This is a genomic window from Corynebacterium sp. HMSC068G04 (genome assembly GCF_001814885.1).
Lineage (GTDB): Bacteria > Actinomycetota > Actinomycetes > Mycobacteriales > Mycobacteriaceae > Corynebacterium > Corynebacterium hiratae.
In genome coordinates this window covers 1-19,072 of record NZ_KV818338.1, presented here as the reverse complement: position 1 = coordinate 19,072, position 19,072 = coordinate 1, and the positions used below count along the sequence as shown (strand labels likewise).

General features: G+C 60.5%; 18 protein-coding genes. 11 read left to right on the top strand and 7 right to left on the bottom strand.

Annotated features, from left to right (window positions below):
• Positions 1-37: 37 nt before the first annotated feature.
• The 4 genes from HMPREF2993_RS08365 to mptB all read right to left on the bottom strand — a co-directional run bounded on the left by HMPREF2993_RS08365 (position 38) and on the right by mptB (position 4,611).
• Complete coding sequence (locus HMPREF2993_RS08365) at positions 38-1,048, bottom strand: COX15/CtaA family protein (protein WP_070701907.1); 1,011 nt, start codon at positions 1,046-1,048, stop codon at positions 38-40.
• Between the two features lie 82 nt (positions 1,049-1,130).
• Entirely contained in the window at positions 1,131-1,892 is a 762-nt protein-coding gene (locus tag HMPREF2993_RS08360; RefSeq protein WP_046649112.1) for an ABC transporter permease, read from the bottom strand.
• 61 nt (positions 1,893-1,953) lie between these two features.
• The gene (locus HMPREF2993_RS08355) at positions 1,954-2,868 is read right to left on the bottom strand and encodes an ABC transporter ATP-binding protein (protein ID WP_070701905.1); all 915 of its coding nucleotides are present in this window, start codon (positions 2,866-2,868) and stop codon (positions 1,954-1,956) included.
• Between the two features lie 6 nt (positions 2,869-2,874).
• Positions 2,875-4,611, bottom strand: coding sequence for a polyprenol phosphomannose-dependent alpha 1,6 mannosyltransferase MptB (mptB, locus tag HMPREF2993_RS08350; protein ID WP_046649114.1), 1,737 nt, complete (start codon positions 4,609-4,611; stop codon positions 2,875-2,877).
• A gap of 198 nt (positions 4,612-4,809) precedes the next feature.
• On the opposite strand from mptB, the gene HMPREF2993_RS08345 reads away from it, so the two are divergent.
• The 7 genes from HMPREF2993_RS08345 to HMPREF2993_RS08315 all read left to right on the top strand — a co-directional run bounded on the left by HMPREF2993_RS08345 (position 4,810) and on the right by HMPREF2993_RS08315 (position 11,107).
• On the top strand, positions 4,810-5,460 hold the full coding sequence (locus HMPREF2993_RS08345; RefSeq protein WP_158395618.1) for a helix-turn-helix transcriptional regulator: 651 nt from the start codon (positions 4,810-4,812) through the stop codon (positions 5,458-5,460).
• Between the two features lie 61 nt (positions 5,461-5,521).
• Complete coding sequence (gene sufB, locus HMPREF2993_RS08340) at positions 5,522-6,928, top strand: Fe-S cluster assembly protein SufB (protein ID WP_210401559.1); 1,407 nt, start codon at positions 5,522-5,524, stop codon at positions 6,926-6,928.
• Entirely contained in the window at positions 6,929-8,119 is a 1,191-nt protein-coding gene (sufD, locus tag HMPREF2993_RS08335; protein WP_049157436.1) for a Fe-S cluster assembly protein SufD, read from the top strand. It abuts the gene before it with no gap.
• A gap of 27 nt (positions 8,120-8,146) precedes the next feature.
• Entirely contained in the window at positions 8,147-8,905 is a 759-nt protein-coding gene (gene sufC, locus HMPREF2993_RS08330) for a Fe-S cluster assembly ATPase SufC (RefSeq protein WP_046649116.1), read from the top strand.
• Positions 8,906-8,984: 79 nt separating this feature from the next.
• Positions 8,985-10,232 carry a cysteine desulfurase gene (locus HMPREF2993_RS08325; RefSeq protein ID WP_070516605.1) on the top strand — a complete coding sequence of 416 codons (1,248 nt, stop codon included), beginning with the start codon at positions 8,985-8,987 and terminating at the stop codon, positions 10,230-10,232.
• Complete coding sequence (gene sufU / locus HMPREF2993_RS08320) at positions 10,229-10,678, top strand: Fe-S cluster assembly sulfur transfer protein SufU (RefSeq protein ID WP_070701902.1); 450 nt, start codon at positions 10,229-10,231, stop codon at positions 10,676-10,678. Before HMPREF2993_RS08325 ends, sufU begins: the two co-directional genes overlap by 4 nt.
• Complete coding sequence (locus HMPREF2993_RS08315; protein WP_010186729.1) at positions 10,679-11,107, top strand: metal-sulfur cluster assembly factor; 429 nt, start codon at positions 10,679-10,681, stop codon at positions 11,105-11,107.
• A gap of 139 nt (positions 11,108-11,246) precedes the next feature.
• On the opposite strand, the gene HMPREF2993_RS08310 is transcribed toward HMPREF2993_RS08315, so the two are convergent.
• Positions 11,247-13,247 carry a fructose-specific PTS transporter subunit EIIC gene (locus HMPREF2993_RS08310; protein ID WP_070516610.1) on the bottom strand — a complete coding sequence of 667 codons (2,001 nt, stop codon included), beginning with the start codon at positions 13,245-13,247 and terminating at the stop codon, positions 11,247-11,249.
• Positions 13,248-13,407: 160 nt separating this feature from the next.
• On the opposite strand from HMPREF2993_RS08310, the gene HMPREF2993_RS08305 reads away from it, so the two are divergent.
• From HMPREF2993_RS08305 to HMPREF2993_RS08295, 3 genes are all read left to right on the top strand, one after another.
• On the top strand, positions 13,408-15,039 hold the full coding sequence (locus tag HMPREF2993_RS08305; RefSeq protein WP_070516612.1) for an ABC-F family ATP-binding cassette domain-containing protein: 1,632 nt from the start codon (positions 13,408-13,410) through the stop codon (positions 15,037-15,039).
• 13 nt (positions 15,040-15,052) lie between these two features.
• Positions 15,053-16,015, top strand: a complete 963-nt coding sequence (locus HMPREF2993_RS08300) for a nucleoside hydrolase (protein WP_070681245.1) — start codon at positions 15,053-15,055, stop codon at positions 16,013-16,015.
• A 125-nt stretch (positions 16,016-16,140) separates the two neighbouring features.
• A complete protein-coding gene (locus tag HMPREF2993_RS08295; RefSeq protein WP_070681248.1) occupies positions 16,141-16,896 on the top strand; it encodes a hypothetical protein in 756 nt (251 codons plus the stop codon).
• On the opposite strand, the gene HMPREF2993_RS08290 is transcribed toward HMPREF2993_RS08295, so the two are convergent.
• Complete coding sequence (locus tag HMPREF2993_RS08290) at positions 16,875-17,303, bottom strand: hypothetical protein (protein ID WP_232745289.1); 429 nt, start codon at positions 17,301-17,303, stop codon at positions 16,875-16,877. The two genes, HMPREF2993_RS08295 and HMPREF2993_RS08290, sit on opposite strands and share 22 nt — an antisense overlap.
• Before the next feature lie 148 nt (positions 17,304-17,451).
• Positions 17,452-18,141 (bottom strand): MerR family transcriptional regulator, encoded by a 690-nt coding sequence (locus tag HMPREF2993_RS08285; RefSeq protein ID WP_049157427.1) that lies wholly within the window; start codon positions 18,139-18,141, stop codon positions 17,452-17,454.
• A 211-nt stretch (positions 18,142-18,352) separates the two neighbouring features.
• On the opposite strand from HMPREF2993_RS08285, the gene HMPREF2993_RS08280 reads away from it, so the two are divergent.
• Positions 18,353-18,952 carry a lipoprotein LpqH gene (locus HMPREF2993_RS08280; RefSeq protein ID WP_070547332.1) on the top strand — a complete coding sequence of 200 codons (600 nt, stop codon included), beginning with the start codon at positions 18,353-18,355 and terminating at the stop codon, positions 18,950-18,952.
• Positions 18,953-19,072 lie beyond the last annotated feature (120 nt).

Here is a 19,072-nt window from a genome sequence, read left to right as displayed (position 1 = left end):
CCTGTTGTAGTGGCTTTACTGGCTCCGCTGACTCTGCTTAGCCTTGGGCGGCGGGAACGTTCTCGTCACCGCGCTGGGCAGTGCTGGCAGTAGTGCCATCCTCGTTTCCGACGCGGCGCAAGCCATGCGCCCACAGCAAGGCGGTGAAGGCCGTGACCACTGAGGACATGCCCACGTGGAAGGGGACGGTCCAGCGGGGGATGTGGAGATAGAACTGGGTGACACCGATAGCCCACTGGATGACGATGCACGCAATGAGCACCCAGCCGGCTTTCTTGGCCACCTTGGGGGCGCCGGTGCGGTGCAGGAGGAAGACCACGATGAGTGTCAGCGCTAAGTAGACGTACATGCAGACCGCGTGAATGATGGCCATGCCATAGGTGTCCACGCCGAGGCGTCCCTCCATGCCCACACCGGCATCACCGGAGTGGGTACCCGAGCCAGTCACAAAGGTACCGGTCAGCAGAACGATGGACAGGGCTACTGTGGCCACCACCGCGAGCGTGCGCACGGCGGCGGGGAAGAGGCGAGTGGGAGTGCCGTCATCGGGTTCATTGATGCGGGAGAACAGCATGGCCGCAATCCACACTAGGACCATAGATGGGAGGAAGTGAATTGCCACACTCCACCAAGAAAGCTTCAGCACGACCGACAGAGCGCCGATGAGTGCCTGCACGAAAATACCTGCGAGCCCCGCCCAAGCATAGACCTTGAGCTCCTTGCGACGCTGCGCCTTGTGGACCACCACGATGCTGGCGATGGCCGCCGCCGCCACAACGAAGGTCAGCAGGCGGTTGCCGAACTCAATGGCCTGGTGGAGCATGGGAGCCGCGCCCTGGATGGGAACCAAGGAACCAGGGTGGCAGTTAGGCCAGGTGACGCAACCAAGACCGGAGCCGGTTACGCGCACGATGGAACCCGACACTGTAATGCCACCCTGGCAGAGCAGGAGGATGAGCGCGACGATGCGCTGCGTCTTTAGCGACGGGCCAGAGGCCGCGCCGGCAGGCGCAAAGGGACGTTGAGAAGAAATATTGGCGGTACTCACGGCTATTCAGCCTACCGCCCGGCCCCATCCGGGAACCAATATCGACGGGTGGGTCACACCACGCAAGGGAGAAGAATCACTTTTAGCCCTCGAAGCGGAACCAACGCACTGCGGCAAACGACGCCACCGCTGACCACCCGACGAGTACAAGGAGCTCAATGCCCGGGAAAGACCCGTTCAGGGCGGTATCGAGACCGGCGGCCATGGCCACCGTGGGCACTAGGGTGAACACCCCGTTATCACCGAGCCCCTGGGAAAACATGACCCAGCCGACGGTGCCGAGGAGGATGAACCAAATGAGGTTGGCCACCGCCAAGACCACCTCCGAACTCAGTGTGCCGCCGAGCAGTAGGCCTAAGGCCGTAAACGTAGCCACACCCAAGGCGAGCGTGAGCACACCGATGGCCGCACCCCCAGCGGTGATCCGCAGCCCCAGGAAGGCGGCAATCGTCCCCAGCACAAGGACCTGCAGCACCACCATCGACAGCACGGCGAGAATCTTTCCCACCACGATGGCCCAGGCAGGAACGCCTGAAGCGCCTGTGCGCTTCAGCGCACCATAGCGACGGTCGAAGGCCAAGGAGATGGCCTGACCCGTGAAACCGGAGGAGGTCGCCGCAACGGCCAGCACCATGGGGAAGATTTCCTCCACGCCGTGGCCAGTGCTGTCTTGCAGTGTCGCGGCGCCGATCAGGATGGCCACAGGGATGATGATGCTCAGCAGCTGCTGCTCACCGTGGCGCAGCATGAGCTTGGATTCGATAGCCCCTTGGGCACGTGCCATAGCCGCTACGCCCACGCGCTGCGGGTGCGGGCTAAAAGTGCCGGGTGCGAAGGTGCTCATGGAGCTTCTCCTTGTTCAAACAACTTGATAAAAGAATCGTGCTAAATGGCCGAGGGCGGTTCTAGCTGCGCATGTCGCGGCCCGTGAGATCGAGGAAGACTTCCTCGAGATTCCGGTGTGAGGTGTGCAGGTTGCGGAGGATGACGTTTTGCGCGGCCAAGCATGAAGCCAGCGCTGCGATGCCGGCGGGGCTGGCCTCCGAGGTGAGACGGGAGTGCAGGGGGCGGAGAGCTTCCGCCGCGATGCCGGCGTCCCGCAGTGCTTCGAGGTCCACCGGTGTTGCGGTATCGAAATTCACCTGCGGAACATCGTCCGAGTCCGTCAGCGATGCTGCGGTGCCGCTCGCCACGAGTTGTCCGTGGTCAATGATGACGACGCGGTCGCTGAGCGCTTCCGCTTCATCCATGAGGTGCGTGGTGAGGATGACGGTTACGCCATCGGCCCGGAGGGCGCGGATGAGGTCCCACACGGCAAGGCGCGACTGGGCATCCATGCCCGCGGTGGGTTCATCGAGAAAGACCAACTCTGGGCGCCCGATGATCGCTAGGGCTAGGGAGAGACGTTGTTGTTGCCCGCCGGACAGGCGGCGGTAGCTGCTCTTCGCCACCCCGCGCAGTCCGAGCGTGTCCAGCAGCCACTCCGGGTCCAAGGGATTCTCGTTATAGGAGGCGCTAAGCTCAAGCATCTCCTTGACTTTGATTCCGGAATAGGAGCCGCCGCCCTGCAGCATGATGCCGATGCGGGAGCGCACGGCATCGGGATTGCGCGCGGGGTTAAGCCCCAGCACCTCGATGCGGCCCGACGTGGGCTTCTTGAAACCCTCACACATCTCGATGGTGGTGGTCTTACCTGCACCGTTAGGGCCCAGCAAGCACAGGATCTCGCCGTAATTGGCGCGGAAACTCAGCCCGTTCACTGCGTTGACGTCGCCATAGGTCTTCATGACGTTATCTAAGACAAGAGCTGATGTAGTCACGAATCGCTAGTTTAGGACACGCACGCCCGCCCTGCGCAAAGCAACCCACCCCACGCCGGCGAGGACGAGGAATGTCACCAAGGCGGCGAGGTAAATGACGAAGACTGTCCCTGGGGGAAGGCCGAGGCCGCGGGGAAGCACGATGAAACTCATGAACCCGGAGTAGATGATCACAGCCATGCGGAAGAAGCGCCGGTTGGCCCAGGCCGCCAGCGGCAGCACCGCCCACAGGATGTACCAGGGTTGGACGACAGGAAAGAACACCACGAGCACGAAGGTCGATACCCCCAGGCCGCCCACGGGGTGGATGGCGCCGCGGTAGGTGGCAAAGAGCATGCGGATCATAAAGCCCGCGGCAATGATGACGCCCACAGTCCGGGTCACGGTGAGGATGGCCTCGGTGTGATCACCCAATCCCAACAGCATCCCAAGGAAGCCGGCGCCGACGCCTACGGAGGTCGTCGCAGACAGCCACGACCGGATGGTGGCCGCGCCGCCCTGGCCAAAGACCCAACCAATGTCGATCCCCGTGAGTACCGTCACTGCGGCGATGGAGGTGGCAAGCAGGAGAAGCTGCGCGGCCCCGGCGCCCAGCACTGCCCGCACGCCGGACACGCCGTGCTTGTCGACGAGCCTGCGTGCCGCCGCCATGCCAACGAACCCGAGGCCGATAAAGCCAGTCACCTTGACCATTCCGGCACACGAGATCAGGACGCCAGATGCGATAAACAGCGACCATGCTCGCCAGCGGGCCTCGTGGGAATCGTTAACCGCCCGCAACCCCAGCTCCACACCGACGAGAGCTAGCCCCAGCATGAAGGATTCATTGTGGATGCCTCCGACGAGGTGGAGGATGGTCAAAGGGTTAAGGATGCCCAGCCACAGCGCTGCCTCCGGGGATACTCGGCAGCGCGTAGCAAGCCGCGCGATGGCCCAACCGGCGGCGATGATACCGACGAGGGACAGTACCCGGTGCAGGACAACACCCCAGATAATGGAGTCGTTGGTCAGCCAACTGACCACCGCCGCTACACCTAGCGCCACAGGGCCATAAGGGGAAGGTGAGTTCGCCCAGATGAACGGGACGGAGCGGGCCAGGTCGTTATCGGCGCCTAGTAGCTCCACCGGCCCCGCCGAATAGGGATCGAGGCCTTGGAGCACGATGGAGCCGTTAGCGAGGTAGGAGTAAATGTCCTGCGTGAACAGGGGAGCGGTCACCAAAAGCGGGAGAACCCACCCTAGCCAGGTGCGCCACATCTGGCTCTGCGTGACCCCCCGGGGCGAGTGGCTAAAGCGCCGAACCTTGGCCGGCTTCTGTAGGCGCAGGGGCGCGCCCACCAGCGGTGCCATGCAAATCCACGCCGTGACCATGAAACCGACCCCGATGAACACGATGGCGGAGGCTGACTGCAGCATCCGCGTCATGAGCGAGCCAAAAGGCAGAGACTCATAGGGGTTGCCCACCACCGGAAGCGCACCGGCGCCCAATCCGCCGAGCGCAATGAGTAGCGCACCAATGGTGCCGAGCCACCGGAGGCTAAAGAGCGTGCGCAGCTGGGCGATGGTGTGGCGGTGGACGTCGCCAAGCGCGGCGCCCTCTGCACCGTCGGAAGAATCTGGAAAATCTTGGTGCAAGAGCGCGGAACGGGATCCGGGCAGGCCCATGCGGGGGAGTTCATCGCGCACGCCCCAAAAGACGCGGTGCAATCGCCCCGATCGGGTGTAATCGCGCTCCATATTCATGAGTGTCTACCTTAGTCGCTCGGTGCTGAGAGAGGACGAGCTGCCCGCGACACGAATGAAAGAGTGGAAATCGGGAATGAATTAAGGAACACTAGTGTTGTCTAAAGAGAGAGTGTTTCATTCAAGGAGGTGTACACCGTGACGAAGGAGCTACCTAGGGAGACTCGCTCGACTGAGGGCGACACCCGCCGACACGTCATGTTGTTGCTCCTAAAAGACGGCCCGGTAACGGCGTCGTATCTGGGTGAACGTCTCGGTCTCTCTGCAGCCGGCATCCGTCGGCACTTAGACATTTTGGTGGAGGAAGGACTCACCGAGGTGGTGCATCGCCGCCCATCAGCCCGCCCTGGGCAGTCGGTGGGCCGTGGTCGCCCCGCCAAGCATTTCCGCCTCACGGATCAGGGCCGCGCCCAATTTGGGCACGCCTACGATCAGCTGGCGGCGGAAGCGCTCACCGCACTGCGTGAAGCGGGCGGGCCGGAGGCGGTTCGTCGCTTCGCCAAGGCTCGCTTCGAGCGCCTCGTGGAGGACGTGAAGCCCCTGGTAGAAGATCAGGAATCCGTTCCGGAGGTGGCGCGTCAGCTGGCCGAAGTGCTCGACGCGCATGGCTACGCGGCCACGGTGACGTCGGTGGGCAACGGAGTACAGATTTGCCAGCACCATTGCCCGGTCGCCCACGTGGCGGCCGAGCATCCGGAGTTGTGTGAAGCTGAACAGGAAGTCTTCTCCGCGCTATTAGGCAAACATGTGCAGCCCTTGGCCTCCATTGCGGATGGTCATGGAATCTGCACCACGAATATCCCCTTAACCCCAGTCCCGCCTTCCGCGGCGGAGCCGGGGAAGAACTAATCGAACTAGAAAGGAGCGGGCTTTGACACAGGCACAACCGGCACCAGGCCTTGAAACCAAGATGAGCGATGACGAGATCATCTCCTCTATCGGCGGCTATGAGTACGGCTGGCACGATTCCGACGAAGCCGGCCAGGCAGCACACCGCGGTTTGAGTGAGGACGTCGTCCGCGATATTTCTCGGAAGAAGAACGAGCCGGAGTGGATGCTCGAGTCCCGTCTGAAGGCTCTGCGCGTCTTCAACAAGAAGCCAGTTCCGACCTGGGGCCCAGATCTGTCCGGAATCGACTTTGACAACATTAAGTACTTTGTCCGCTCCACCGAGAAGCAGGCCCAAACCTGGGATGACCTGCCGGACGACATTAAGGAGACCTACGACAAGCTGGGTATCCCGGATGCTGAGAAGAAGCGTCTGGTCTCCGGTGTTGCCGCGCAGTACGAGTCCGAGGTGGTTTACCACAAGATCCGCGAGGACCTGGAGGCCCAGGGCGTTATCTTCGTTGATACCGACACCGCGGTGCGCGAGTACCCGGAGATCCTCCAGGAATACTTCGGCACCGTGATTCCGGCCGGCGACAACAAGTTCTCCGCGCTGAATAACGCCTGCTGGTCCGGTGGTTCCTTCGTGTACGTTCCGAAGGGCGTCCACGTGGATATTCCGCTGCAGGCCTACTTCCGCATTAACACCGAGAACATGGGCCAGTTCGAGCGCACCCTCATCATCGTGGAGGAGGGCGCCTACGTTCACTACATCGAGGGGTGCACCGCGCCGATCTACAACTCGGATTCGCTGCACACCGGTGTCATCGAGATCATCGTGAAGAAGGGCGGCCGCTGCCGCTACACCACCATTCAGAACTGGTCCACCAACGTCTACAACCTGGTGACCCAGCGCGCCAAGGTCGAAGAGGGCGGCACCATGGAATGGGTCGATGGCAACATCGGCTCCAAGGTCACTATGAAGTACCCGTCCTGCTGGCTTACCGGCGAGCACGCCAAGGGTGAGGTACTCTCCCTGGCCTTTGCTGGCGATAACCAGGTCCAGGACACCGGCTCCAAGATGATCCACATGGCGCCGAACACCTCCTCCAACATCGTCTCGAAGTCCGTGGCCCGCAACGGCGGCCGCGCGGCCTACCGCGGCTTGGTGCAGGGCAACGCTAACGCTACGAACTCCGCTGCCAACGTCGAGTGTGATGCCTTGCTTGTGGACAATGACTCGAGGTCGGACACGTATCCGTACAACGACATCCGCAATGATCACGTCACCCTCGGCCACGAGGCAACGGTCTCCCAGGTCTCTGAGGAGCAGCTGTTCTACCTCATGTCCCGCGGTATCGCTGAGGAAGAGGCCATGGCGATGATTGTGCGCGGCTTCGTCGAGCCGATTGCTAAGGAGCTCCCGATGGAATACGCGCTGGAGCTGAACCGTCTTATCGAGCTGCAGATGGAAGGATCGGTGGGCTAAGTGGTAGCTTCCAACGAATTTAATCCGGCTGACGTCACTAAGGGAGACCAGTTCACCTCCTTCGATGTCGAGGACTTCCCGGTCCCGCACGGCCGCGACGAGGTCTGGCGTTTCATCTCCTTGCGTAACCTTCGCGGGCTGCACAATGGTGAGTTCGCGCCGGCAACCGCCCAGAAGATTGACGTGGTGGCCCCGGAGGGCGTAACGGCCGAGACCGTGGCGCCTGACGACGACCGCCTCGGCACCGCCGGTGCACCTGCTGACCGCGTTGCAGCTCAGGCCTGGTGCTCCATGCCGGAGGCGCAGATCGTCAGCGTTGACGCCGATGCACGACTGGATAAGCCGGTGGAGATCACCATCACCGGCGCTGGTGAGGGCGTGACCTCCTTTGGTGCGACCTCCATCCACGTGGGCAATCACGCGGAGGTCACCATCGTTCTTAAGTACGTCGGTTCCGGTACCCACGCAGACAACGTGGAGTTCGTGCTGGGCGACGGCTCCCAGGTCACCGTCGTCGTCGACGCCGACTGGGAAGACGATGCAGTGCACCTGTCCCATCAGATTGCGAAGGTGGGCCGCGACGCCGTACTGCGCCACAACACCGCCATCTTTGGCGGCGAGATTGTGCGCCTTGTTCCGCGCGTAGTTTTCGATGGCCCCGGTGGCGATGCCGAGCTGCTCGGCGTCTACTTTGCTGATGCCGGCCAGTACTTCGAGAACCGCCTGCTGGTGGACCACGACGTGCCGAACTGCCGCTCTCGCGTCTTCTACAAGGGCGCTCTGCAGGGTGCTACTGCTGCGCAGAAGGCCGAGGCCGGCTCCGCCTCCCGCACCCCGGAGGCCCGCACCTGCTGGGTCGGTGACGTGCTCATCCGCAAGAATGCGAACAACACGGACACCTATGAGACGAACAACAACTTGATCCTCACCGAGGGTGCGCGCGCTGACGCCATCCCGAACCTGGAGATCCAGACCGGTGAGATCGTCGGTGCTGGCCACGCCGCAACGGTGGGCCGCTTCGATGACCTTGAGCTGTTCTACCTCATGTCCCGCGGTATTCCTGCCGCCGAGGCACGCCGCCTCATCATCCGCGGCTTCTTCTCCGAAGTCATCTCCCGCATCCCGGTCGAGTCCCTGCGCGAGGATCTGGAATCCCGCGTCGTCGACGAGCTCGCCAAGATCAACGCTTAAAACTTCCCGAAAGCAGGTACCAACTCAATGTCTACTCTGGAAATCAAGAATCTCCACGCGCAGGTGCTCCCACACGAGGAGGACGGTGAGCCCACGCCGATCCTCAAGGGTGTCAACCTCACCATCAATTCCGGTGAGACCCACGCCGTCATGGGCCCCAACGGCTCCGGCAAGTCCACCCTGTCCTACGTTATCGCCGGTCACCCCAAGTATGAGGTGACCGAGGGCGAGGTGCTTCTCGACGGCGAGAACATCCTCGAGATGGAAGTCGACGAGCGCGCCCGCGCTGGTCTTTTCCTGGCCATGCAGTACCCGACTGAGGTGCCGGGCGTGAAGATGTCGCAGTTCATGCGCTCCGCCGTGACCGCTATCCGTGGCGAGGCTCCGAAGCTGCGCGAGTGGAACAAGGAGCTCACCGAGGCCCGCGAGAAGCTGGCCATCGATAAGTCCTTTGCACACCGCTCCGTGAACGAGGGCTTCTCCGGTGGTGAGAAGAAGCGCCACGAGGTCATGCAGCTCGACATCCTCAAACCGAAGTTCGCCGTCATGGACGAGACCGACTCCGGCCTGGACGTCGACGCCCTGCGCGTCGTCTCCGATGGCATCAACAGCTATCAGGAGGAGACCAACGGCGGCATCCTCCTCATCACGCACTACAAGCGCATCCTCAACTACGTTGTCCCGGACTTCGTTCACGTCTTCGCCGACGGACAGATCATCAAGACCGGCGGCGCCGAGCTGGCTGACCAGCTTGAGGCAGACGGCTACGAGCAGTTCCTCAAGTAGGCTGTACCGCCGACCCCGGTAACACCACGACAGACCACACCACGACACGCTAGAGAAAAAGAACCGAGCACAAGGACCTATGCCTGAACTAGACGTTAATGCGATTCGGGAACAATTCCCTATCCTCTCGCGCACGGTGCGCGACGGTAAACCTTTGGTGTACCTGGATTCGGGAGCGACCTCGCAACGTCCCCTGCCGGTATGGAAGGCCGAGGAGGAGTTCGTGCTCGGCACCAACGCTCCGGTGCACCGCGGTTCCTACCAGCTGGCGGAGGAGGCCGATGACGCGTACGAGTCCGCTCGCCAGGCCATCGCCGCCTTCGTTGGTGCCGACCGCGATGAGATTGCCTTCACCAAGAACGCCACTGAAGCGCTCAATGAGGTTGCCTACGTGCTCAGTGATGAGCGCGCCGGCGAGCTTTATGTCGGTGAGGGCGATACCGTCGTGGTCACCGAACTGGAGCACCACGCGAACTTGGTGCCGTGGCAAGAGCTGTGCCAGCGCACCGGCGCGACGCTGAAGTGGTACTCCATGACCGAGGACGGCCGCATTGATCTCGATTCGCTTGAGCTCGATGACTCCGTGAAGGTCGTGGCTTTTACCCACCAGTCCAACGTGACCGGGGCCGTGGCTCCCGTCGCAGAGTTGGTACGTCGTGCCCGTGCCGTAGGTGCCATGGTGGTTCTCGACGCCTGCCAGTCGGTGCCGCACATGCCGGTGGATTTCCACGAACTTGATGTGGATTTTGCCGCGTTCTCTGGGCACAAGATGTGCGGGCCGACCGGCGTGGGCGTGCTCTACGGTAAGCAAGAGCTGCTGGCGCAGCTGCCGCCTTTCCTCACCGGCGGTTCCATGATCGAAGTAGTCAAGATGGAAGGCTCGACGTTTGCCGCGCCACCCACCCGCTTCGAGGCCGGAACCCAAATGACCAGCCAGGTTGTGGGCCTTGGTGCAGCAGTGAAGTTCTTGAGCGAGGTGGGCATGGAGGCCATCCACGCCCACGAGCAGAAACTCACTGCACTGGCCTTGCAGAAGCTTGCCGAGATCCCCGGCGTGCGTATCATCGGGCCTGAAAACACCGAGGATCGCGGAGGAACGGTCTCCTTCATCGTGGATGGGATCCATCCGCATGACCTAGGCCAGGTTCTTGACTCTCATGGCGTATCCATCCGCACCGGCCACCACTGTGCGTGGCCGCTGCACCGCGCGTGCCAGGCTAATTCGACCGCACGCGCTAGCTTTTACCTGTACAACACTGAGGACGAGGTCGACGCCCTCATAGAGGCGGTGCGGGCTGCCCGCACCTTCTTTGGAGTGAGCGAATGAACCTAGATTCCATGTACCAGGACGTCATCCTGGACCACTACAAGAACCCGAAATTCTCTGGCCTGCGCGAAGGCCAGGCAGAAGTTCACCACGTCAACCCTTCCTGCGGTGATGAACTCACCCTCCGCGTGAAGCTTTCCCCCGACGGCGCAACCGTCGAGGACGTGTCCTACGACGCCGAGGGATGCTCCATTTCGCAGGCCTCGACCTCTGTTATGGCGGAGGAAATCGTCGGCATCCCCCTCGAGGAGGCAAACGCCAAGCTGGCCGAATTCGAGAGGATGGTGACCTCCCGCGGCGAAGTGGAAGGTGACGACGAGATCATCGGGGACGGCATCGCCTTCGCCGGCGTAGCCAAGTTCCCCGCCCGTGTTAAGTGCGCTCTCCTCGGGTGGAAGGCTTTCCAAGCCGCCACCGTGGAAGCGTTGAACGAATTGGAGAAGTAGATGGCTGATAACACTGAAACCACCGGTGGCAGCACCGATCCTTACCAGGACCAGAATGCCTCCTTCGATGGCGCTGCTGTCAAGCCTGAACAGACCGAAGAGCAGATTGCGAAGACCTTCGATATCACCGAGTACCTTCGTGATGTCATCGACCCAGAGCTTGGAATCAACATCGTTGATCTGGGCTTGGTCTATGACGTCTGGCTCGACGATATTGACGGCAAGAACACCTGCGTCATTAACATGACGCTGACCTCCCCGGCCTGTCCTCTCACCGATGTCATCGGCGAACAGATCGAGGATGTCATCGTAGGCAACAAGCTCGCCGAGGCAGTCCAGCTCAACTGGGTCTGGATGCCGCCGTGGGGCCCGAACATGATTACCGAGGAGGGCCGCGAGATGCTCCAGGCCCTCGGCTTCGCCGTCTAGTTTCGGCTGCAAGTCCCCATTACCGTCAGCCCGAGGCGCCTAAGGTCTTCACAACATGACCTTGCGCACTCGGGCTGGCGGTTTCTTTTTCCATAATGCGCGGTATTTTAAGTAGCTTTAAGAGCTTGAGTACTCACTGCTATGACGAAGCGGGTGAGGACGCCGGATCCAAAGCCGAGGAGATGATGTCCACCGCTTCATCCTTGGATGCGGCGGATTGTAGGCGAGTACGGAAATCATCCTTCATGATTGCCCGCGCCAGCTTGGAAAGCAGCTTGAGGTGCTGCTTGCCGGCGTCCTCAGGCACTGCAATGAGGAAGACCAACGTCGTTGGTTCCTCGCCCTCTGCCCACGTAATCCCCTCGGGAAGACGAGCAAAGGCCAAAGTCGGCACTGTCACTCCCGCGGAACGAGCATGTGGGATAGCCACACCATGCCCCACACCGGTCGAATGCTTCGCTTCCCGCTCTAGGGCCGTAGTGATAACTGCGGAAGGATCAGAAAGCCGAGGGGAGACAAGCTGGACTAGCGAATCGATCGTTTCCTTGCGATTCGTGCCAAGGTCTTGGTCAAGGCTCACCGTGTCGGCAGAAAGCAAAGGTTCTTCCTGGACCGGTGCTTCTGACACATCCTCCTTAGCTATGCCCGCTTCACCCCGTTCACCAGAGCTCTCATTCTTACTCTGGGCCTTTCTATTTTGGGTAAGTCCGATCAACAGAAGCATGACGGAAGCACAGACAACGACACCAATAAGCAGTGCGATGAAGAAGCCCACGACGTTGTCGACAGCCCCGAGCACAGCAACGATGGGGCCACCATGCATGACATGGTCCTTGACCCCGAATGCACCTGCCAGGGCGCCTGCTACCGCACCACCGATGACGTTGGCTGGGATGACCTGCAGCGGGCGTGCCGCCGCAAGAGGGATAGCGCCTTCAGTGATGCCAAAGAACCCCATGAAGAGCGCGGCGATACCGGCGTCCTTCTCCGCCTTATTGAACCAAGCACGGCGTACGAGGGTCGCAACACCCACCGCCAGGGGCGGTACAGCGATGGCGGTAGCCGCCATGCCCATCGGAGCCGCATTGCCGGCTGCAATCATGCCCCCGCCGAACAGGAAGGCAGTTTTATTAAAGGGACCGCCCATGTCGAAAGCGATCATCGCGCCAATGACGAGACCGAGGACAATGACAGAGGAGCCTTCCATCCCGGCGAGGTACTCGGTCATGGCTTCAAAGGCGCCGGCTACTGGCGCACCGACAAAGTAGATAAAGATTAGCCCCACGATGAGTGTGGTGAAGATCGGAATAACGATGATCGGCCAAATCGGGGCGATGTACTTATTAACGGGAATCTTTTTGATTCCCAGGGCTACGTAGCCTGACAGGATGCCTGTGACGATGCCGCCTAGGAAGCCCGCTCCAGCTTCAGAGCCGTAAAGCGAGCCGGTCGTAGCGATAAGACCAGTGATGAGTCCCGGCGCTAAACCGGGGCGGTCCGCAATGCCGACCGCGATATAACCGGAAAGGATCGGCACCATGAGAGAAAAGGCTAGGCCGCCAAGCTCATTCAGGGTGTTCCAGAAGGAGTCTTCGGGGATAGCCAGGCCCTCGGGCGTGGGTGTTCCTCCGATTGAGAGTGCTACCGCGATGAGGAGACCACCGGTGACCACGAACGGAATCATGTGGGAGACACCATTCATTAGCGCCTTGTAGAGGGTCTCACTCACGGCACGGAACCCAGTGGCGCTGCCGGAGGTCTCTACGCCTTGATTCCCTTGTACCGCTTCGCTCGAAGTCTCCTCTTGCCACTTCGCCGCTGACAGTGCGCGAGTGAGGAGTTCCTTTGGATGCTTAATAGCTTCATCGACACCAGTGGCTGCTAGGCGCTTTCCGCGAAAGCGGTCCTTTGCAATGACGGTGTCGGCACCGATCACGATGGCATCGGCTTCCTCGATGTCCTGAGAGCTAAAAGTGCCTTCGACGCCAATTGAACCATGTGTCTCAATCTTGATGCGGTAACCCAGTTCAGCGGCAGCAGCCTCCAGGTTCTCAGCGGCCATGTAGGTGTGGGCGATTCCGGTCGGACATGCGGTAATCGCGAGGATTAATGGAGATCTCGATGTGTCTGATGTGCTCATGACGCCAATCTAGTCACATCGAACTTCATGCATAAGTGAAACGCGCCGAACAGGAACCAGGTTTTCCAAGGTGCTCTTCACTCTGGATTCCCAGATACAAGCTGAAGCGTCCTTGCCGCCGGTTCGGGATTAACTACCCTGGTTGCTAGACTGTTTCGACGTGATTGTGACCAATGATTTCGAGGTGCGCGTGGGCGCACGCACGCTTCTCGACGCCCCCGGCCAGCACCTTCGCGTGCAGCCGGGGGATCGCATCGGCCTGGTCGGGCGCAACGGCGCGGGCAAGACGACCACCATGCGCATCCTGGCGGGGGAGACCGAGCCCTATGGTGGCTCGGTGACGCGATCAGGTCCCATTGGTTACCTGCCGCAGGATTCCCGCGAGGGCAATATTGAGCAGACTGCGCGTGAGCGCGTACTCTCTGCGCGCGGTTTGGATGAGATCAAGCGCCGCATGGCCAAGCAACAAGAGCTGATGGAAACCGCCACGGACGATAAATTCCGCGACAAGGCCATTCGTAAGTTCTCCCGCCTGGAGGAGGAGTACCACACCTTAGGTGGCTATGAGGCGGACTCCGAATGCGCGCAGATCTGCGATAACTTGGGGCTGCCGCAGCGTGTGCTCGACCAGCAGCTTAAGACGCTGTCCGGCGGTCAGCGCCGCCGCGTGGAGCTGGCGCAAATTCTCTTCGCAGCTTCGGCTGGGTCAGGCAAGTCCCAGACAACGCTGCTTCTCGACGAGCCCACCAACCACCTCGACGCGGACTCGATTACGTGGCTGCGCGGCTTTCTGTCCAAGCATGAGGGTGGCCTCGTGATGATTTCGCACGACGTCGATCTGCTGGAGGCCGTGTGCAACAAGGTTTGGTTCCTCGATGCCGTTCGCGCCGAAGCAGACGTCTACAACATGGGCTTTAAGAAGTACCTTGATGCCCGCGCCACCGATGAGGCTCGTCGCCGCCGCGAGCGCGCCAACGCGGAAAAGAAAGCCGCAGCCCTGCACAAGCAAGCCGCCAAGTTGGGAGCGAAGGCCACGAAGGCCGCCGCCGCCAAGCAGATGCTGCACCGTGCAGAGCGCATGATGAACGAGCTTGATGACGTCCGCGTGGCCGATAAGGTTGCCCACATCAAGTTCCCCGAACCTGCTCCCTGCGGCAAGACTCCGATGAACGCCAAGGGCCTGACAAAGATGTATGGCTCGCTGGAGGTTTTTGCCGGTGTCGATTTGGCCATCGACAAGGGTTCCCGCGTGGTTGTGCTGGGCTATAACGGTGCGGGCAAGACGACTCTGCTCAAGCTTCTGGCGGGCGTGGAGCGCACCGATGGCGAAGGCGGCATCGTCTCCGGGCACGGCCTGCGCATCGGTTACTTTGCTCAGGAGCACGACAACATCGACCCAGACAAAACCGTGTGGGAAAACACCATCGAGGCCTGCCCGGATGCCGGCCAGCAGGACTTGCGTGGACTGCTGGGCGCCTTCATGTTCTCCGGTGACAAGTTGGAACAGCCTGCCGGAACGCTCTCCGGTGGTGAGAAAACCCGACTGTCGCTGGCAACGCTGGTGTCCTCACGCGCCAACGTGCTGCTTCTCGACGAGCCCACGAACAACCTAGACCCCCAGTCCCGCGAGCAGGTGCTCGATGCCCTAGGCACCTACACAGGTGCCGTGGTCTTGGTTACTCACGACCCAGGTGCGGTCAAGGCACTCAAGCCGGAGCGCGTCATCATCATGCCCGATGGCGATGAGGATTTGTGGAACGACGAGTACATGGAGATCGTGGAATTGGCCTAATAGAATTTCGGGCATGACTGCCCAGCCTGTTCTCCTTGATTGCGACCCCGGTATCGACGATGCCCTAGCGTTGATCTACCTCGCCGCGCTTCACCGCGCCGGAGAGATCGAACTGGTCGGTGTTACTACCACCGCTGGAAACGTCGGGATTGAACAGACCACCCGCAATGCTGCCTACATCCTGCAACTGTGTGGCCTGGATGAGGTGCCCGTCGCGGCGGGGCTTCCGGAGCCCAGCCAGGTGGAGCTGGTAACCACTCCGGAAACTCACGGCCCAAGCGGTCTTGGGTACCTGAGCGTGCCGGAGGGGCACGCTAGTGCTGAGCCTGCCGAGTGGACCAGCATTTGGACCGAAGCTGCGGACCGCAACGCGCAGCTCATCGTGACCGGACCATTGACCAATGCCGCGCACTTTGCTGCGGAGCACGCTGCCGACTACGCCTGCTTCTCCGGTGTCACCATCATGGGTGGTGCTGTGAACTATCCCGGCAACACCACGCCAACGGCGGAGTGGAACTTCTGGGTCGACCCGCATGCTGCGCGCGACTTCTTTGAATCCACCTCAAGGCCCACCACGCTGTGCCCACTCAACGTCACTGAGACGATGCTCCTCGGCCCGACGCAGCTGGAACGGCTGCGTGAAGCGCTCGCGCAGCACCCAGTGGCGGACGTTCTACCGGAGATCATGCGCTTCTACTTCGAGTTCCACGAGGCGCACGGCTCGGGTTATCAGGCTCAGATACATGATCTGCTCACCTGCATGGTGGCGTTGCAGAAGGTCCCGTTCTTTTCCACCGCGACCACCGTACGGGTAGTCAGTGAACCGGAATGGTTGCGCGGAACGAGCGTGGCGGACCTGCGCGGTCACTGGGATCGGGCCGCTAATGCCGCGCTGGTTACCGCCGTCGATGTTGGCACCGCCCATCGAGAATTTCTGCGCGCAGCATCTCTTCTTGGTCTTCCAGTAAACCTATAGTGCGCTAGAATCGGGGCCACAACCACACACCGCTCAAGACTCTTCTCTTGGGTCCTTCCGCTTCCCACGCACAGGGTCTAGAAGTGGTCAGACCCCGGCGTGCTGCCGCAGGAGAGGAAGAAGTCATGAACACCGCCAATAACCTCGATTCCGTTATTGAACCGTTGCTCACCGGATTAGTGAGCAAACGACCTGAGGTCCGCGTGGACTGGGCCTATACCGAATTGAAAGAGGGCATTGAGTCTGGTCAGTGGGATGACCATCTTGATCAAATTCGTGAACGCCTCAGCGGCTACCTGCGTACAGACAAGGTGTGGACGAAGGCTTTGTCCGCTCGGTTGCTCAACGTGCTGGCGGAGGCAGGCCACTTCCGCTATGAGGACTACCTCACCTTCCGCGCGTGGTATGTCACGGAGGATGACACACGCGGCATTGTTAAAGACATCGGCCCTATTATGGCCGTTGGTTGCGGCGCTGACTATGTAGAAACCTGTGTTCGCAAGGGGAGGATCCCTGCCGTCGAAGGCGCAGCGATCATCTCGTGCCGCCTTCGCGCCCCCGGAGGAGTGTGGCATGACGATGAGGGCTTGCGGCTTGCGCGTGCTGCCTGCACCACAATTGGCAAAAGCACCTCGACTCACATCCTCGAAATCTGGATCGAAAGGCTAAGCAATACCGTGCTTACCGAAGGCGTGCGCAACAACAACCGCGCCGTCGTGGAAAACTTCGCCCGCTTTCTCAAGGCCACAGCCCACATGGTCCGCAGTGAACCGGAGAAGTGGGGAATTGATGCCGAACGCGCGGAGCTGGCCTTGCCAATGATTGCGGAGCTTGAGGAGCAACTACGCAACGCTGGCGACTACCGAGAAGCAGCACCATAAAAGCGCACCTTCGTAACCTCCATCGAGCGAACACGCTGCCATGGGTAGCGGTCTGGTGATGCTTGGACCGGCTCACTGAGGTCGAGGAGAGTATCGGTCCCGGCTGGGCCGCCTACTATGAGCTCGTCGTTGCTTAGGATAACCGCTGATTCGAAGGTGCGGTCCGCCTGTGTGGTGCGGACAAAAGCCATCGGTACCTCAACGAAGATTGTTTTCCCGCGCCGCAAAACCGTGAGGTCTTCGGTGACATAACTGGGGCGAATGCGTTCAGCGGCAATCAGGCCCCACACAAAGATGATGGCCCACAGCGACAACAGCAATGCCACAATTCGCAGAACGCCCGCAGGTAAAAGAAGGTGAACAACTACCATTTCAACCAGCAATATCGCGGTGATGAAGCCAAGCATGTGGAGCCTTCCAGGAGGGTGGGGAAGTGCCACGGCGCCAACTGGAAGTAGCGTTTGTCCTCGCATCCAGCGCCACAGATCCCGGTAGAGGCCCAATTCATACTTGGCAAGGCGAAATCCAGGATGCCTTTCTACACATCGCCAGATGCTAGTCACGTGATCCTCCAGCCAAAGCCTCGAGTGCTACACCTTGCGCACCAGTCGTCGGCGCATCAGTCACGGTGAGCAAAGCGTTCCCAGGCTGCAGCGTTGGGTAGATTCCTCGCATCAACCCGTGTTCGCTCACGTTGCGCAGCTTCTCGACGATAAGCGCAACCCGACAATCACGCGGGGACAGCGAGCCAAGCTCTCGCCACAAAGTTTCAACTCTGCGGAGAACTGCACGGCAATCGTCGTCAGCGAGGTTCTTTCGAAGCTGTTCCCAGGTCGCTGATGTAGCGACGCCGGTAAGCGCCATGAGATCCCAGGAGTCCAATTCCAGCTGCAGCATTGCTGGGTCTTCGATAACTTCGCTCAAGGACTCTCGAATATCGTTGGGGGTTCCATGAGGTGCTGCGGCTAAAGCACGCAGCTTCTCACGTTGTCGCTGCAGACGAGCGATTCTTTCGTCCACAATGGCGAACGAGCGCTCGATGGCGTCGGGAGAGGAGACATCAGCGACGGCAACGCCGGCGTCGATCAGCGCTCGCGCACGAACAACTGCGGCGAGATCAGAGATCGAGTAATCGCGATAGTTTCCGCTGGTGCGTGCTGGTTCGGGAACCGCACCTGTCTCGTGCAAATGGCGCACGGATCGCACTGAGCAACCAGCGACCGCGGCAACGTCTGAGATCTTCATAGAACCAAACTAAACCCTCACATTGTGTGAGGGTCAAGCGGTCAGTGGAGTGGACTAGTCGTAGGGGGCGTCACTCTTCATTGATCAACACCATTGAGAATGATTACCCCTGCGTGGGGGAGCATGTCTGCGCCCCGCTAAACGAACCTTCACTAGTGTTTGTGTTACCTGCGTCACGCATGAGTGGCCAAACTCAAAGAAGGGAAAGCCAATGAAAATAGCCAAGTCTATTACGTCTCTTGTAGCGGCTATCGCGTTGACAACGCTCGCCGCGTGTTCACAATCTGACAGTGACGTCAGCGAGAAATCAGCAGTTGATACCACCCAAGCTGCAGCTGGAGGAGAGCAAACTTCCGAAGACACCAACGTAGATTCCGCCGCAACCTCAGAGTCTGCCGATAGCACTGACTCCGACGCAGAGTCCACTGCAGGATCAGACGATCAGTCCGGTTCAACAGGCGGCAGCTATGAAGCCACTGTCGATGGAAAGGCGATCGAGGTAGAAAACGAAACTATCCTATGCCAAGAGGCAGCTGGTTCGATGAACCTGACCGTAGCACCCGAAGGGGCTGGTACAGCCGGCATTACCGCCGTGCTTAGTACTGATGAAAACCTAACGGTCAAGGCTCTCGGAATGGTAGATGGGGAGGGTAACACGCTGGCATACGCCGAGAGCAGCCCGATGGGTTCCGCCACGGCATCGAAGGAAGGCGACACCTACACGATGTCGGGTGAAGGCCTTTTGTCTAATGGGAGTAATCCAACCACTGGGGAAACGAAGCCATTCGAAGTGAAGATTACCTGCAGCTAATCGGAGTGAGTCGGGGTGAATAGACAACAAGTGCTGACCCTGTGGTGTGTAGAGGCCAGCACTTGTTGGTTTACGTGATTATTGGGAGTGAGGTTACCCTCGTTTAGTGGACACCCTATT

Coding starts and splice junctions, on each gene's coding strand:
- HMPREF2993_RS08360 (WP_046649112.1), bottom strand. CDS start 1,892: ATGAGCACCTTCGCACCCGGCACTTTTAGCCCGCACCCGCAGCGCGTG.
- mptB (WP_046649114.1), bottom strand. CDS start 4,611: ATGAATATGGAGCGCGATTACACCCGATCGGGGCGATTGCACCGCGTC.
- HMPREF2993_RS08345 (WP_158395618.1), top strand. CDS start 4,810: ATGTTGTTGCTCCTAAAAGACGGCCCGGTAACGGCGTCGTATCTGGGT.
- sufB (WP_210401559.1), top strand. CDS start 5,522: ATGAGCGATGACGAGATCATCTCCTCTATCGGCGGCTATGAGTACGGC.
- sufC (WP_046649116.1), top strand. CDS start 8,147: ATGTCTACTCTGGAAATCAAGAATCTCCACGCGCAGGTGCTCCCACAC.
- HMPREF2993_RS08325 (WP_070516605.1), top strand. CDS start 8,985: ATGCCTGAACTAGACGTTAATGCGATTCGGGAACAATTCCCTATCCTC.
- sufU (WP_070701902.1), top strand. CDS start 10,229: ATGAACCTAGATTCCATGTACCAGGACGTCATCCTGGACCACTACAAG.
- HMPREF2993_RS08315 (WP_010186729.1), top strand. CDS start 10,679: ATGGCTGATAACACTGAAACCACCGGTGGCAGCACCGATCCTTACCAG.
- HMPREF2993_RS08310 (WP_070516610.1), bottom strand. CDS start 13,247: ATGAGCACATCAGACACATCGAGATCTCCATTAATCCTCGCGATTACC.
- HMPREF2993_RS08300 (WP_070681245.1), top strand. CDS start 15,053: ATGACTGCCCAGCCTGTTCTCCTTGATTGCGACCCCGGTATCGACGAT.
- HMPREF2993_RS08295 (WP_070681248.1), top strand. CDS start 16,141: ATGAACACCGCCAATAACCTCGATTCCGTTATTGAACCGTTGCTCACC.
- HMPREF2993_RS08290 (WP_232745289.1), bottom strand. CDS start 17,303: ATGCTTGGCTTCATCACCGCGATATTGCTGGTTGAAATGGTAGTTGTT.
- HMPREF2993_RS08285 (WP_049157427.1), bottom strand. CDS start 18,141: ATGAAGATCTCAGACGTTGCCGCGGTCGCTGGTTGCTCAGTGCGATCC.
- HMPREF2993_RS08280 (WP_070547332.1), top strand. CDS start 18,353: ATGAAAATAGCCAAGTCTATTACGTCTCTTGTAGCGGCTATCGCGTTG.